Here is an 18,108-nt window from a genome sequence, read left to right on the forward strand (position 1 = left end):
CATTGGTATTGTACGAGGATAGTTGAATGGTGGTCACGACGATCAAGTCCGACGGTTTTTCGTCGGATCCGTCGCCAAGCGGATCGATCACGAACGCGGGCGCCGTCGGGGCCCCGCATCCGATGAGCCCGGCCGGCACCGCCGCTGTCCAGGGCCGGCCGCTGCAAGACCAGCCGTTGCCACGGCCATTCGGGCCGGCGGAGCGCCATGACGGGCGCCATGACGATCGTGCCCCTGTGCTGGAAGCGCGCCAGGAGCCGGGCGAGCAGCCCGCGGCGACCTCGCCGAAGCCCGCCCAGGTCATCGGGCGGGTGGTGGAGACCAAGGGCCACGTCGTCGTGTTGCGCAACGGCGTCGAGGTCACGCTCCATGACGGCGACGCGCTGCGCAAGGGTGACGTCGTTCAGACCGATGGTGACGGCGCCGCCAGTCTGATCTTCAGGGACGGCAGCGTTTTCCAGCTCGGTCACGAGTCGCGCCTCGCGCTGACCGAGTTCAGCTATGGCCAGCATGGTGTCGAGAACCGCGAAGACTTCAACCTGCTGCAGGGCTCGTTCAGCTTTGCCGCCGGCGCCGTCGCCCGGACCGGCGACATGCGCGTCAAGGTCGCATCCGCTTCGGCGAAGATCCTCGGCGGCGTCGGCGGCGCCGACATTGCCGAGCACGGCGGCGTCGCCAAGCTCTCGATGTACCATCAGGAGCATGGCCGCGGCCAGGCGACGATCTACGACGGCGACGGCAGTCCGGTCACGACCATCGATGGCGATGGCGGCAGGCTGACCCTGACCTCGACGAACCCGTCGCGTGTCGCGGCCGACGAGCAGGCCAAGTCCGAGGCCGACAAGGCCCTGGAAGCCTCCACGCTCAACCAGATTCTGCAGATCAGGATCGTTGCGAAGGACAGCGTCGATCCGACCGCGATCGGCATTCGCGGTTCGTCCTTTGCGCCTATTGGAGGCGACGACCACAAGACACCCGTGTTCGAGCCAGGCTCGTTTGGCTCCGGCTCTGGTCAGCCCGCGCCGTCCGATCCCACCGGCGGCGTCGTCCAGCGCAATGAAGACAGCACCTCCGGAGGTCGGCCCGCCGACGCCGGGTTCGGGCCGGTCAACCACGCGCCGGTGCTCGATCTGCATGTCGCGGCGGTGGCGGCGCTCGAGCAGACGCCGCTGACGGTGTTGCCGCGGCTGACCTTGAGCGATGATGACGGCACGACGCTGCTGAAGGCGACGATCCGGATCGCCGGCCATTTCGAGCCGGGCAAGGACATGCTCGCCTTCGCCGGCACGGCGCAGGTCGAAGGCCGCTTCGAGGCAGCTACCGGCACGCTGACGCTCGTCGCAGCGCCCGGCCACACCGCGAGCCTGGCCGACTTCCAGGCTGCGCTGAGCAGCGTCCGCTACGTCTATGACGGTGATGCGCCGTCGGCGCTGCCCCGCACGTTGATCGTCACGGTGCAGGACGCCGGCGGCACCGCGTTCGGTGGCCACGATCTCGCCACCGCATCCGTCACGCTGACGGTCACGGGCATCAACGATGCGCCGACGCTCAGCGTGAGCCAAGCCTCGGTCGCCGCCGCCGAGCAGACCGCGACGGCCGTCGCCCCCCATGTGTCGCTGTCGGACGTCGACAGCGTGACGCTCGATCACGCCTCACTGCAGATCACCGGCAATTATCTGCCCGGCGAGGATGTGCTGTCATTCACCGACACGGCGCAGATCCACGGCGCCTTCGACGCGGCCACCGGCACGCTGATCCTGACCGCACGCTCCGGCCAGTCGCCGACGGTAGCGGATTTCGAAGCCGCACTGCGTTCGGTCACCTGTACCGACACCAGCGACAATCCGTCATCGCTGCCCCGCACGCTGACCATCATTGTTCAGGACGCCGACGGCACCGCCAATGGCGGGCACGACACGACGGTACGCACCGTCACGCTGACGGCAACGCCCATCAACGATCCGCCCGCGATCACCGGCGAGACCGATCCGGCCGCCGTCGCCGAGCTCGCGGATGCGCATGCGCAGTCCGTAGGTCCGATCACCGGCACGCTGTCGGCTGTTGACCGCGATATCGGCGACGTCCTGACCGGGCATGTGGCGGTGTCCGCAACGGTCAGCTACAGCGGCGGTGCGCTGCCGGCTGGAATCGATATCGACGCGCTGCGCGATGCGGCCGCGATCTCGTTCGACAGCGTGACGACCAGCATCAGTGGCGGCGTCAATCCGCTGACATGGACCTATCATCCCGCCGCAGCCAATCTGGACTGGCTCGCGGCCGGCGAGACGCTGACCATCACCTTTCTTGCAGAGGTCACCGACGGCACGGCGCATGTCGGCAGCCAGCCGCTCACGATCGTCATCACCGGCAGCAACGATGCGCCCACCATCATCGCCGCGCAAACGGCGGCCACGGCGACGCAGGATGTCGCCGTTGATGCCCAGGGCCAGCTTCACGCGAACGGCAGCTTCGGTTTCGCCGACCTCGATCTCTCCGACACGCATTCAGCCTCTGCCATTTTCCTGAGCACGACCGGCCCCGGCGGAGTGGCGCTCGGCAGCATGGGCGCGCTGATCGACACGGATACGGCCGGGGGCAGCAGCGGCGAAGCGACATGGAGCTACCACGTCGACAACAGCGCGGTGCAATTTCTCGCTGCCGGCGAGAGCGTGGTCGAGACCTACCGCGTCACGGTCAGCGATGGCCACGGCGGAACGGCAAGCCGCGACGTCAGCGTCACCATCGCCGGCGCCAACGATGCGCCCGTGATCACCACGGCGCAGGCGACCGGCGCGGTGACCGAGGACAGCGCCGTCGATGCCCGCGGACACCTGCAGGCCGGCGGCGTCATCGGCTTCGGCGATGTCGATCTGACCGATACGCACACGGTCTCGGTCGCCCTCGTCAGCTCCAGCAACGCCGGCGGCATTGCGCTGGGGACCATGAGTCCGCAACTGACTGCTGATACCAGCCACGGTGCCGGCGGCGCGGTCAGTTGGACCTATCAGGTCGACAACAGCAGCATTCAGTTCCTGCAGGCCGGCCAGACCGTGACCGAGATCTACGCGGTGACCGTTAGCGACGGCCATGGCGGACAGACGACGCAGACCGTGACCGTGACGGTGACCGGCACCGAGGATGCGCCGGTGCTGACCGCCGGCGGCTCGGGCACCGTGACCGAAGCTGCCGACGCCTCCGCACAGGATATCGCGCCGATCACCGGCACGCTTGCGGTGACCGATCTGGATGTCGGCGATGCGCTCTCGGCGTCTATCGTCGGCTCACCGGCGCTCACGCTCGACGGCTATGGTTTCACGTTGCCGGTTGGCGCCGCATCGCTGATCGATCACGCGCTGTCGTTCCAGACCGGCGTCACCTCGAACGGCGGCGCTGCAAGCATCGGCTGGAACTACGATCCCGCGGCCGCCAACCTCGATTTCCTGCGGCAGGGCCAGCAGCTGGTTCTGACCTACACCGTCGCCGTCTCCGATGGAATCCACGACAGCGGCACGCAGACGGTGGCGATCACCATCACCGGCACCGATGACCTGCCGACCATCACCGGCAGCGCGGGGACAGTCGATGAGGCGGGCGCCGCCCATGCCCAGGCGATCGCGCTGGCGGGCACGATCGCGGTGACCGATCTCGACGCCGGCGATCCGTTGACGGCATCGGTCATCAGTTCGCCGACGGTGATGCTGGATGGCCACGCCTTCACGCTGCCGGCCGGGGCGGCTGCACTGGCCGACGCCGCGGCCTTGTCGTTCGACAATGCCGGAAATCTGTCGAATGGCGGCACGACCAACATCGCCTGGATCTACCACCCGGGCGCCGCGGACCTGGACTTCCTGAAACAGGGTCAGACGCTGACGCTCACCTACGCCGTCGACGTCAGCGACGGGATAGGGACCAGCGCGCCGCAGACCGTGGTCATCACGATCAACGGCACCAACGACGCGCCGGTGGCTGCCGCGGACAGCTACACGACGGCCGAAGACAATGCGCTGACGATCGCGGGCGCAGGCGTGCTTGCCAATGATCACGACGCCGAGGGCGATGCACTCAGCGCCATCCTGGTCGACGGCCCCAGTCACGGCACGCTCGCGCTGAATGCCGACGGCTCGTTCACCTACACGCCATCAGCCGACTACAATGGCGTCGACAGCTTCACCTACAAGGCCAATGACGGCCTCGCCGATTCCGGCATCGCCACCGTCAGCATCACGGTGACGGCGGTGAACGACCCCGCGGTGATCTCGGGCGTCAGCGACGGCGCGGTCACCGAGGCCGGCGGCGTGAGCAATGCGGCGGCAGGTACGCCGACGGCGACCGGCTTGCTGACCGACACCGACGTCGACAATCCGGCCAACGCCTTCACCGCGGTCGCGACGCCCACGGTCAGTGCCGGCGGCTACGGTACCTACACCATGACCTCCGGCGGGTCCTGGACCTATCATCTCGATGACGGCAACAGCGCGGTTCAGGCGCTCAACTCCGGCCCCGTGCTGACCGACACGTTCACGGTGACGACCATCGACGGCACGGCGCAGGTGATCACGATCACCATCAACGGCGCCAACGATGCGGCTGTTGTGTCGGGCACGACCAGCGGCCTTGTGAGCGAGGCGGGCGGCGTCGGCAACGGCACGCCGGGGACGCCGAATGCGACCGGCACGCTGACCGACAGCGACGTCGACAATGTCGCCAACACGTTCAGCGCAGTCGCAACGCCGACGGATAGCGCGGGCGGCTACGGCACCTACACGCTGAGTTCGGGCGGCGTCTGGACGTATGCGCTCGACAACGGCAACCCCGCGGTCCAGGCTCTCAACGCCGGCGCAACGCTGACCGACACCTTCACGGTCACGACCATCGACGGCACCGCGCAGGTGGTGACGATCACCATCAACGGCGCCAACGACGCGGCTGTGGTGTCGGGCAGCACCAGCGGCGCGGTGATCGAGGCGGGTGGCATCAACAATGGCACCCCGGGAACGCCGGTCGCGACGGGGACGCTGACCGACAGCGACATCGACAACCCGGCCGACACGTTCACGGCCGTGGCAACGCCGGCGCCGAGCGCGGGCGGCTACGGCACCTACACCATGACCTCGGGCGGCGTGTGGACGTATGCGCTCGACAACAGCAATGCCACGGTGCAGGCGCTCGACGTCGGCGCCACGTTGACCGACACGTTCACTGTGACCACCATCGACGGCACGGCGCAGGTGGTGTCGATCACCATCAACGGCGCCCACGATGTCGCCGCGGTGGCAGGCGCCATCAGCGGCGCGGTGACCGAGGCGGGCGGGGTCAACAACGGCACGCCGGGAACACCGGTCGCCACCGGCACGCTGACGGTCGCCGACGGCGCCTTCGTCCCGGTTGCTGCAGGCGCCGCTGGGAGTGGCGGCTACGGCACCTACGCCCTGACCTCGACCGGGGTCTGGACTTACACGCTCAACAACAGCAATCCTGCGGTCCAGGCGCTCAATGCGGGCGCCGTTCTCACCGACACCTTCACGGTCGCCACCACCGGTGGCAGCACGCAGGTCGTCACCATCACCATTGCTGGCAGCGACGATACGCCCGTCCTCTCCGGCGATGCATCGACGTCGCTGCTGCAGGGGACGTGGACGACCATCACCACTGCCGACCTCAACGTCACCGATATTGACAATCCAGCCAGCCAGCTCGCGTTCAATGTCAGCGGCACCATTCACGGCTACGTCGCGCTGTCGAGCGCGCCCGGCGCGGCAATCACCAGCTTCACCCAGGCGCAGCTCGCCGCAGGACAGGTGATCTTCGTTCACGACGCGACGCAGAATCCGGCGGCGAGCTTTACGGTCACCGCGACCGACGGCATCCTGACCACGGCCGGGATGGCTGTGAACGTCGCCGTCAACAGCGACTTCGTCATCACCAGCAATCTCGATCTCGGCGCCGTTTCCGAGACCATCCACAGCCTGAGCCAGTCCGCCGGCATTCTGTCCGGCACGGGCACGCTGACCGACGCCAACGGCGCGACGTTCACCGGCGGCACCGAGAGCGGCAGCGGCACCACGGTCGTCAATGGCCTGGCGTCGTTCTTCGATGCAGGCAACGAGACCTTCACGCTCGATGGCCGGACGCTGCAGCTACATGGCTCGGCGCAGATCGGCGCGTTGTCCGGCGAGACGCTGCATCTCAACAACGGCGCGGTGCTCGAGATCGACGCCGGTGTCACCTTCACCGATGCCGCGGTGGGCGGCTCCGCCTTCACCATCTCCTCGAGCGCCGGCACCGGCACGGTCAATGTCGCCGGCAGCTATGAGAAGACCGGCGGCGGCACCACGGCGATCTCGACCGCGCTGACGAACACCGGAACGATCGATGCCAAGGCCGGCACGCTCGACCTTGCTGGCAGCGTGACCAACTCCGGCACGCTGAAGGCGGAGAGCGGCGGCACGTTGCTGGTGGCGGGCAACGTCACCGGCTCGGGCGCCGTGATCGTCGACGCCAACGGCACGGTCGAGTTCGGCGGCAACGTCGGCGCCGGGCAGACGATCACCTTCACCGGTGCGTCGGGCGCGCTGAAGATCGACCATCCCGCCAGCTTCGCCGGCACCATCACCGGCTTTAGCGGCGCGACCGATACGATCGACCTCGCCGGGATCGACTACAATTCCGCGCAGTACGCGCAGTCGTTCAATGCGTCGACCGGCATCCTGACGGTGACCGACGGCGTCAACACCGCCACGCTGCATTTCAGTGGCGCGACCTACGGCTTTGCAGCCACCAGCGACGGCGCCGGCGGCACGCTGATCAAGCCGGCCAATGTCTTCATCGTCCACAATGCAGCCGAGCTCAATGCGGCGCTGCTCGCGGTCAGCCAGGGCGGCTCGGCATCTGCTGCCAACACCAGCTACTCGATCGAGTTCGCCGCAGACATCTCTGTTTCCTCGCTCGGCGCCAATCTGAGCGCGATCAATCTCGCCAGCGGCAGCTCGCTCGTCATCCATGGCGGCGGCCATGCGCTGGATGGCGGCGACGCCTATCGCGGCCTGTTCGTGTATGGCGGCAATGTCACTATCGATCATCTCGCCATCAATCACACGCTGGCGCAAGGTGGCGCCGGCGGGACACAAGGCGGTGGCGGCGGTGCCGGACTGGGCGGCGGCCTGTTCGTCGCCGCAGGCGCCACGGTGTCGATCAGCGACGTCAGCTTCAGCGGCGACAGGGCGGTCGGCGGCAAGGGCGGCAGCCTCGACGGTGGTGCTAACAGGGGCGCCGGCGGTGGCGGCATGGGATCGGCTGCCAGCGCCAACAGCGGACAATACCAGCACGACACGAGACAAGGGCCGGTGGGCCACTCCACTTACGTCGCAACAGCGGTCGATGGTACGGCCGGCGGCGGCGTCGGACTCAACATTCCCGGCCAAGGTGGACTAGCGCATGGCGGCGCTGGTGGCGCGTGGACAGGCGGAAGCTTCACCAACTACACGCCGGCTGCAACCGGCGGGTTCGGCGGTGGCGGCGGCGGTGGCTTCTACAGCTACATGAACTCCATCGCTACGTCCGAGATCTCGCGGCTGGGCTCCAACGGTGGCAATGGCGGCTTCGGCGGCGGCGGCGGTGGCGGGGCCAGCGGCTCAGCCGGACTACACACCACAGGCGGCGCCGGCGGTTTCGGCGGCGGTGGCGGCGGTGGCTATTTTGGCGGCGCCGGCGGCTATGGCGGCGGCGCGGGAGGCGGCAAGGTCAGCTTCGGCGTGCTCGGCTCCGGTGGCGGCGGCCTCGGCGCCGGTGGCGACATCTTCGTCCAGGAAGGCGGACACCTCATCGTCGGTGCTGGCTCGCTGTCGGGCGGAACGGTCGCAGGCGGCGCCGCAGGGAACCTCAGTACGTCGGCGCAAGCCGGCCAGGCGCTCGGCTCCGGTATCTTCATCCAGGGCAACCAGACCGTCACCTTCGCGCCGGCCTCCGGCGACGATCTGACAATCGCCGACGTCATCGCCGATCAGCACGGCAATGGCGGTACCGGCAATGTCGAGATTTCCGGCGCCGGCACCGTGCATTTCACTGCTGCCAACAGCTATGTCGGCGCGACCATCGTCGATGCCGGCGCGACGCTCGACATCGATGCCGCCGGTGGGCTCGGGACGGGCGCGGTCACCGACAACGGCATCCTGAACGTCAACGCGGCGACGACCTTCGCCGGCACGGTCAGCGACGGCGGCGTTCTCAACGTCAACGCGGCAACGACCTTTGCCGGCGCCGTCACTGACAGCGGCGTCCTGAACGTCAATGCGGTCACGACCTTCGCGAGCACGGTCACCGACAACGCCACGCTGAACGTCAACGCGGCGACGACATTCGCGAACACCGTGACCGACAATGGCGCGCTGAACATCAACGCGTCCGCCATCTTCCAGGGCACGGTCGTCAACAACGGCATCGTCACCATCAATGCCGCCAATGCCGATTTCGCCGGATCGATCACCGGCAACGGCACGATCAATTTCGGCACCTCAGGCGGCACGGCCGTGTTCGAGCACGGTGTGCCGACCCAGACCATCACGGGCTTCGCCAATGGTGACGTCATCGACCTCCGGTTGGTGGTGGCAACCACCGTCGTCGTTGGTGCCAACAATGTTGTGACGCTGAAGGATTCCGGCGGCACCGCGGTTGCGACCCTGCATTTCGATCCGGCGCAGACGCTCGGGCCGTTCGGCGTCACCAGCGACGGCCAGGGCGGCACCAAGGTCGTCGCCATCCAGACCAGCTTCGACGTCAGCTCCGCCGCGGATCTCAATGCGGCGCTCGCCGCGATCAGCCAGGGCGGCACCTCCTACGCGAAGAACGCGGCCTACACGATCCACTTTGCCAGCGACATCTCGCTGGCCTCGCTCGCAGCCAACGCGGATCTCGCTGCGATCAACCTCGACACCGGCAGCTCGCTGCTGATCGACGGCGCCGGCTTCACGCTCGATGGCGCCAATGCTCATCGCGGCTTCTTCGAATATGCCGGCAGCATCAAGATCCAGCACCTGACGATCGCCCATATGCTGGCGCTGGGAGGAAACGGCGGCCTCGGCGGCGGCGGCGGTGGCGCCGGCCTCGGCGGCGGCCTGTTCGTCGCGGCCGGTGCGTCGGCGACCATCGCAGACGTTGCGTTCAAATACGACGCCGCGCACGGCGGCAATGGCGGCGGCCCCGTCAGCTTTGCCGCGATTGCCGGGTACAACGGCGCCTGGAGCGGCGGCGGTGGCGGTGGAATGGGCACCGACGGCGCCGCGGCGTCCACGACTGGCGTGTCTCGCTTTATTCGCGTTGGAAACAACGTCTATCTGGCAACGGGATTTGCCGGCGCGGCTGGCGGTGGCCTGGGCCTGTCCAATCTTCCGGATCAAGGCGGAGCCGGCGCGACAACGTACCTGGGGTCCCACCCGGCATCGGGTGGCTTCGGCGGTGGCGGCGGCGGTGGCGGAGACTACTTCCTCACGGCAAGAATCCGCGCAACGGCCGGCGCTCAGGGCGGATTCGGTGGTGGCGGCGGCGCCAGTGGCGGAGCTGGGGGCCTGAGCGGCATCTACGCGAACATGCCCTTCCAACAATCGGGCGGCAATGGCGGCTTTGGCGGTGGTGGGGGCGGCGGCGGACTCGGAGGACGGGCCGGAAACAACACCTTCGGCGCTGGCGGATTTGGCGGCGGTCGCGGGGGTGCGGCCTATGTCTATCTGGCGAACGGGTCTTATCAGGCGAGGCTCGGCAATCTCGGCGGCGGCGGACTTGGCGCCGGCGGCGGCGTCTTCGTCCAGGAGGGCGGCTCGCTCGTCATCGAGAGCGGATCGCTGTCCGGCGGCGACGTGGCCGGAGGATCGGCCGGTCACATTGTCGACAGCCGGCAAGGCTATGCTCTCCCGCAGGACGGCCAGGGTCTCGGCAGCGGCATCTTCATCCAGGGCAACCAGACGCTGACCTTCGCGCCGCCGTCCGGTGCGACGGCGACGGTCGCCGACGTGATCGCGGATCAGGGCGGCAACGGCGGGCGCGGCGCGGTCGACATCAAGGGCGCGGGCATCGTCGAGTTCGACGCTGCCAACACCTATTCCGGCGGCACCACGATCGAAGCCGGCGCGACGCTCAAGCTCGCAGGTCATGGCAACATCGGCAACGGGCCGGTCACGGACAATGGCGACCTGCTGCTTGCCTATTCCGTCACGCTGACGGGCACGATCAACGACAACGGCACGATCCATCTTGGCTTCCATGACGGCACGGCCGTCTTCAACGGCACCGTCGCGCTGAGCGGCGCGTTCTATTTCGGAGACGGGGCCAATGAGGCCGACTTCAACGGCGGGTTGACCGGCACGGGATCAGTCAATTTCGGCACGGGCGATCAGACGCTGAAGATCACCGGGACGATGCCGAGCGCGGTCATCCACGGCTTCGGAGCCGGCGATACGATCGACCTCGCCTCGATCTCCGCAACGGCCGTCGGCAGCTTCAGCAATGGTCTGCTTTCGCTGGTCGGCGCCGACGGCATCACCGTCGTCGCCACCATCCAGTTCGATCCGTCGCTGCAGGCGGACCATGGATTCGCCGTGGTGTCCGACAACGGCGGCGGCACCGTCGTCGTGCTCGACGAAGTGCCGGTGTTCCATGTCGCATCGGGCGCGCAGCTTGCGCGCGTCATCAGCGAGATCAGCATCGGCGGTGCGCTGTCCCGGACCAACCAGCACTATGAGATCGACATCACCGCCGATTTCTCGATCGATCTGGTGCTGCCCGCGATCAGGCTCGCGTCCGGCGACACTCTGACCATCCAGGGCCAGCACCACACGATCAGCGGCACGGTCAACGGCATCCCCACTTATGCCGGGTTGGATCTGGAATCGGGCAGCGCCGAGATCGACGACCTCACCATTGCCGATTTCGTTGCGCGCGGCGGCAATGGCGGCTCGCCAGGTTTCACCTCGCTCCAAGGCGGCAACGGCGGCGGCCTCGGCGCCGGCGGCGGCCTGTTCATCGGGTCTGGCGCATCGGCGACCCTCAGCGGCGTGGCGTTCAGGAACGATCAGGCCGTCGGCGGCAATGGGAGCAACGGCGGCTCCTACCAGCAGGCCAACGCCACCAGTTTTCCGGGCCGCTATCACCTCTATGGCCCTGACGACCAGCATCGCGGGACTCCGAGTCACGCTCCGCAGTCGTTCGGCTATGGTGGCTATGGCGGCCGGAAGGGTTCGGTCGGTGGCGCCGCGGGTATTGGGGGTGCCGCTGGTTTCGGCGGTGGTGGCGGCGGCGGCGGCGCCGGTTACTTCGATAGTGGTTTTCTGAGAGCGGGTGGCTCCGGCGGGGCAGGCGGCTATGGCGGCGGCGCCGGCGGTCATGGCTCGACCAACGCCTTCAATGGAAACACCACCGGTGGTGGCGGCGGCGGCGCGGGCCTCGGTGGCGCTGTCTACGTTGCGTCCGGCGGTCACCTCTATGTCAGCGACTGGAATTTTTCGAACAACACCGCGACCGGCGGCGCGGGTGGCGCGGGCGGCGCAGCGGGACAGGGCATCGGCAACGATCTGTTCAGCCATGGCGGCACCGTCACGCTGACTGCCGCGCTGGGCCAGACCGTCAACGTCAATCAGCTGATCGCGGGCACCAACGTGCAACTCGCCGCTGGCGTCACCGATACGTTCAACGTTGGTGGCGCGGGCACCGTCGTGTTGGGGCAAGGCATCAAGGCCGATGTCCTGAACATCACCGGCACGGGCAATGTTTCGGTGCTGACCCACATCGACGTCACCAACATCAACGTCTCCGGATCCGGCAACGTGGTGCTCGAAGGGGGATTCTTCGGCCACGAGGTCATTACGCATACCGGCACCGGCAGCCTTCTGGTCAAGCCGATCTACAACGTCTCGACCTCCGTCGAACTCGCAGCAGCCATTCAGGCGATCGACGCCAATCCGATTTCCGGCACGGCCGTCAACTACGTGATCAACCTGACGGCCGATATCTCGCTGAGTGCGCTGCTCCCGTTCCTCACCATTGCAGATGGCGATACCCTGATCATCCAGGGCAACGGCCATGTCATCGACGGCGGCAACAGCTTCGGCGGGTTCTATCTCCGCTCGGGCAACGCATCGTTCTCCGACCTCACGATGCAGCACATGGTCGAGCGCGGCCAGGATGGCGGCTTCGGCGTGTATGGCTACAGATATGGCACCGCCAAAGGTGGCGGCGGGGGCGGTGGCCTCGGCGCTGGCGGCGCCCTGTTCATCGGAAGCGGGGCCTCGGCCACGATCCGGGACGTCAATGTCGTTAGCAATAGTGCGATCGGCGGCAATGGCGGAGACGCCGTCGGGCACACCGGGAGTTTCGGCTTTGCCGGCGGTGGTGGCGTCCTCAATGGAAATGGATATCAGTCGGGCGGCGCCGGCGGCGGCGTGTCCGGCGGAAAACATGGGCATGACGGTGGTTTCGGCGGCGGCGGTGGCGGCGGCTACGGCGCGCACCGAATTGGATTGGTGCTGTCCCGCTACGGAAGCTTCTCTCGCTACAACGGTGGTTCGGGCGGGTACGGTGCCGGCAACGGTGGAAACCCTGTCTTTCTCGGGTATCAACAGGGTAGTGGCCAGCCGATAACCTCTGGTGGCGGCGGTGGCGGCGGTGCCGGGCTCGGCGGCGGCATCTTCGTTGCCTCAGGCGGTGCGCTGACGATTGCCGGCGGCGCAACATTGTCCGGAAACTACGTTCACGGCGGCAACGGCGGTCTGAGCGATAACGGAAATAACGGCGGAAACGGGCAAGGCCTCGGGGCCGGCCTGTTCGCCGCGTCGAACAATGTCACGCTGGCGCCCGATGCCGGCAAGACGCTGACGATCTCGGATTCGATCGCCGGCGCAATGACCGGCGTCCTCCACATTGCGGGCGCCGGCAGCGTCGTGCTCGGTGACGTCAGGGCGACGACGATCGCCGTCGACGGCGGTACCCTGACGATCAACGGGACGCTCATCAACGACTCGCTGACGGTGTCCGGCTCGGCGACGTTCACGCTGACGACGAGCCTGCAGGGCAGCGGTCATGCCGGCGTCTCGAACTACGGCTTCCTGCTGCTCGACGCAGCCAGCACGATCGATGGCGGTGCACAGCTTGCCGATCACGGTGTGATCGAGCTCGGTGCCGTCGGCGCAGTCGGCAGCGGACATATCACCTTCGCGCAAGGGGCCATGGCCACCCTGATCATCGATCAGGGCGATACTCCAACCAACCAGATCGACGGCTTCCTGCCCGGCGACACCATCAAGCTCGCCGGCTTCGCGGCGAATGCGACCGTGACGCTGGGCGCCGGTAACGTGCTCACGGTGAGTGACGGCACGCATACGGCTCAGCTTCATCTCGATCCGGCTGTCGACTACTCGACCGCCCAGTTCAGCATCGCTGCCTATAATGGTGGCGTCGCCGTGACCGACACGATCGCACCGAGGATTGTCCTCGTCGGCCAGCCCCAGAACGGCAATCAGGTCGTGCTCAGCGGCACGGGCATGCCGGGCAGCAGCATTGCGATCTTCATCGACGGCAATCAGGTCGGCACCGCCACGCCGAATGCGAGCGGCCACATCAGCTTCACGACCGCTGCAATCGCCGACGGCGAATACGTCTTCACCGCCGCGCAGACGGGCGGAGGCCAAACGCTGACCACGGCGCCACTGATCGTCGACGTGCTGCCGCTCGCGCCGTCGCTCGCGCTGGCGCCGGGGCAGGCGGTGGTGGCGAACAATGTCGGCGTGCATCTGCAGGGCAGCGGCGAGCCGAACCAGACCGTCACGCTGCATCTCAGCGGTCCCGGCGGCAGTTCCGTGTCCTACACCACCACGACCGATGCCAGCGGCCACTACGACTTCGTCACGCCGAACCTCGTCGACGGCCACTACTCGCTCAACGCCACGGAAACCGACGCGGATGGCGTCGTCAGCCTGCCGTCGAGCGTGATCGCGTTCGACGTCGTTCCGCAGGCGCCGCTGATTTCGGGCGTCGTCGGGCAACCGGTCGATGGCGGCAGGATCGAGGTGACGGGCAGCGCCGAGGCCAATATCCGGATCAACTTGTTTGCCAATGGCCAGTACATCGGCTCCGGCAGCACCAATGCCAACGGCCTTTTCGACATCACCGCAACGGCACCCTTGGGGCATGGCGTGTACGCCCTGGTGGCGACGGCCCAGGATGCCGCGAACTTCACCAGTGGCCAGTCATCGGCGGTTGCCTTCCACGTCGATCCGCAGGCGCCTTTGATCAGCGCCATCATTGGCCAGCGCGTCAACGGTGGCACCGTCGAGGTCAAGGGCACTGCGCTGGCAGGCAGCACTGTCACGCTCTACGAGGGCAGCACGGTGGTCGGGGTGGGCGTCGCGAATGGCGCAGGCGCGTTCGATATCGTCACCACCGCGACGTTCGCCGATGGCGTCCACGCATTGCGGGCGACGGCAACGGACGCCGACAGCCTGACCAGCCCGTCCACCTCGTTCAACGTCAACGTGCTGCCGACCGCACCGGTGATCTCGGCCGTCATCGCGACGGCGGCTCAGACGATCCAGGTTCAGGGCACCGGCGAGGCCGGAGAGACCATCAAGGTCTATGCCGACGGTACGATCTTGCTGGGCACCGGTGTTGTCGATCAGACCGGGCATTTCGATGTCAGCGTCGATGCGCCGGGCGGCCATCACGTCATCACCACGACCGAGACCAATAGCGACAATCTGACGAGCGCCGTTTCCGCGGGCGTCACGATCGACGTGACGCCGCGGGCGCCCGCCATCACCTCGGTCTTGCCGCTGGTTGCGACACAGGTCGATGCCAGCCACGCCTTCGTCGTCAAGGGCACCGGCCAGCATGCGGGCGAGACCATCACGCTCTACGCAGATGGCGGCACGACTCCGATCGGTACGGGCGTCGTTGCAGCCGACGGCACCTTCACCATCACGACCACGACTGCGCTCGCGAACGGCAGCCACACGCTGACCGCGACCGATGCGGCCGGCGCCGACGTCAGCGCCCCCTCGACCGGCTTTGCCATGTATGTCGATCCGGCGCCGGTCACCGGCATCAGCCAGGTCGGAGTTGCTGCAGATCACGGCGTCATCGAGCTTCAAGGCACCGGGCAGCCGGGCGATACGATCACCCTGATGCTCGGCAACACGGTGATCGGCACCGGAGCCGTCGATGCCTCCGGACATTTCGACGTGACGACCGACGCAAGCGTGGGGGCACTGCTCGGCCCTGGTCATCAGCACATCACGGTGATCCAGACCGACGGCCTCGGTCATGCGAGCCCTGCGGCTGCGTTCGATGCCAGCGTCGCTCCGGCTGCGCCCGTCGTCGCGTCGGTGGTCTCGGTGCCGGACTCCGTTGGCCGCGTCGAGGTCAAGGGCAACGCCGAGGCCGGCACCATCATCAAGCTCTACGCCGACAACGGCAGCACGGTGATCGGCACCGGCGCAGCCGATGCATCAGGCCATTTCGACATCATCAGCGAATTCCAGTCGGTCACCGGCGGTGCGCACAGCATCACGGTGACCGCGACGATCGACGGCATCACGGGACCGGCATCGGCGGGCGCTGATGTCACCATCACGCCGGTGGCGAACACTTGGACCATCACCTCGGCGACCGATCTCGCCAAGGCGATCGCGGCGATCGACGTCTCCGGCGCGAGCGCTCAAAACGGAACGCACACTACGTTCGACATCGTCGGCGATCTGCAACTCAGTGACCAGTTGCCGCTGTTCAATCTTCCGCCGGGCGACTCGCTCACCATCGCCGGCCATGGCCATGTGCTCGATGCCCACGGCCTGCCGGGCCTGTTCGTCTATGCCGGCAGTGTCGAGATCGACGATCTCAGCATCATCAATGCGGTCGCAAAGGGCGGCGACAGCAGTTTCGGCGGCGGCGGCGGTGCCGGCCTCGGCGGCGGATTGTTCATCGCATCGGCAGGCACGGTGACACTGTCCAACGTCAATTTCGCCAACGACAAGGCGGTCGGCGGCAACAGCGCCGGCACGTTCGGCTATTGGGGATCCGCGCTCTATGGCGGCGGCGGCGGCCTTGGCGGCGCCGGCGGTGTGCAGGGTGGCGGCGGCATTGGCATTCATGCCTCTGGCAGCAGCCATCCGCGGCAATACTACTCCGGAACGAGTGCTGGCGCCGGCATCGCCCTTGGCGCGGCCTCGGGAGGCGGACAGGTCGTCGGGACCAACCCGGTCTATCTCGGCGGAGCCAATGGCGGTGGCGGTGGCCAGGGTGTCGGATTCTACACCAGCGCGGCCGCTTTCGGCATTTCTGGATATGGCGCCCCAGGCAGCGGCGGTGGCATCGGGGGCGGCGTTGGCACCGTCAATGGCGGCATTGAAACGGGCGGAGCGGGCGGTTTCGGCGGCGGCGGCGGTGGCGGCACTTTCGACGCGTGGAATGGCATCGGTGGCTATGGCGGTGCCGGCGGATTTGGCGGCGGCGGCGGCGCTGGCCGGCATGGCGGCGGCGCCGGTGGCTTCGGCGGCGGCGGCGGCGCCGGTGGCGGCGTTTACGGCACGACCGGCGGCGCGGGCGGCTTTGGCGGTGGCACGGGGGGTAGTGGCGCCTATGGCGGCGGCGGCCTCGGCGCCGGCGGTGCGATCTTCGTGCAGCAGGGCGGCACGCTGATCTTCGCCGGCTCGGGCAGCGAGCAGAATGGCGGCGTGACCGCGGGCACTGCGACCGGGTTCGACGCCCACGGCGCGGCCTATGGCAGCGGCATCTTCCTGCAAGGCGATCAGTCCATCACCTTCGCCCCAGACGCGGGACACAGCATCACCCTTGCCGGCGTGATCGCTGACATGACCGGCTCGCGTGATGCCAGCGGCCAGACCGGCGCCGGACATCTGCTGCTCGACGGCGGCGGCACGCTGGTGCTGGCCGGCACGAACACCTTCACCGGCGGCATCAGCATCGAGAACGGCACGCTCGATCTGACCGCCCACGGCGCCGCCGGCTCCGGCGCGATCAGCTTCTCTCCGGCCGATCATGCCGCGCTGGAATTCAGCGCGGCGAATGTGCCGACCAACGCGATCGCGAATTTCGGCGCCCGCGACCAGATCATCATCGACGGCTTCCATGCGACCAGCGAGAGCTACAGCAATGGCGTGCTGGTGCTGAACGGCGCCAGCGGCTCGGTCAGCCTCAGCGTTGGCGGTTCGGACCTGCATGCGCTGTCGGACTTCCAGTTCGCCTTCGATGCCGGCACCGGCAACACCATCATCACTGGCGGACCCGACCGGTCCGGCTCTAATGTCATCCATGGCGGCGCTGGCGCGCAGATATTGACCGGCGGCACCGGCGACGACGTGTTCTTCTTCCGCGCCACCGAGCTCGCCGCTGGGGTCACCGACAAGATCACCGATTTGTCGTGGGCGAACGGCAGCGGCGAGCACGACCGCATTCATCTCGAAGGCGTCGACCCGAATGCGGTCACTGTGACCAGCATCAATGGCGGCCACGACACCGACATCGCGATCGGCGTCAGCGGCGGCACTGCGCACATCCTGGTCCAGGGCAGCGGCGCGGCTCCGCTCGAGATCGAATTCCAGAACACCACCCCGACCAGCGATGCCGATCTGAACACGCTGCTGACGCCGTCGACCGTCAACGAGACCGTCGGCCAGTTCTCGATCGGCGCCAACCCGCCTTACATCAAGTCCCTGGTCAGCTATGGCGCCGACGGCGCCGTCGCCGCGCAGGACGTCACCAACAATGACGGGTCGCATACGGTCACGGTGCAGGCGCCGAATGCGGTGCTGATGGCGTCGTCTGGCAGCGACACCTTCGTGTTCCAGTTCGGCTCCCAGCCGGCCGGCAGTGCGACGATCGGCGGCTTCGACGTCGCGCACGATATCCTGCAACTCAGCCACAGCGTCTATGCCGATGCCGCGGCGGTGCTGGCCGCGATCTCGTCGGATCCGCACAACGCCGGTAACCCGGCCGACACCACCATCGCGATCGACGCCAATCACATGGTCACGCTGACCGGCGTGACTCCGACCCAGCTTGCACAGCACGATATTCTGCTAGTGTGAGGCTGACACTTTCAGGCTCTTGAGG

The 18,108-nt window shown here is 67.5% G+C and carries 1 protein-coding gene; it reads left to right on the forward strand.

Annotated elements, in window-relative coordinates; translation table 11 throughout:
- The first annotated feature begins 26 nt into the window (after positions 1-26).
- Positions 27-18,083 (forward strand): VCBS domain-containing protein, encoded by an 18,057-nt coding sequence (locus tag ACQR07_RS36415; protein ID WP_434906862.1) that lies wholly within the window; start codon positions 27-29, stop codon positions 18,081-18,083.
- Positions 18,084-18,108: the final 25 nt, after the last annotated feature.

This window comes from Bradyrhizobium sp. HKCCYLS20291 (genome assembly GCF_051167715.1).
In the GTDB taxonomy this organism is placed as follows: Bacteria; Pseudomonadota; Alphaproteobacteria; order Rhizobiales; family Xanthobacteraceae; genus Bradyrhizobium.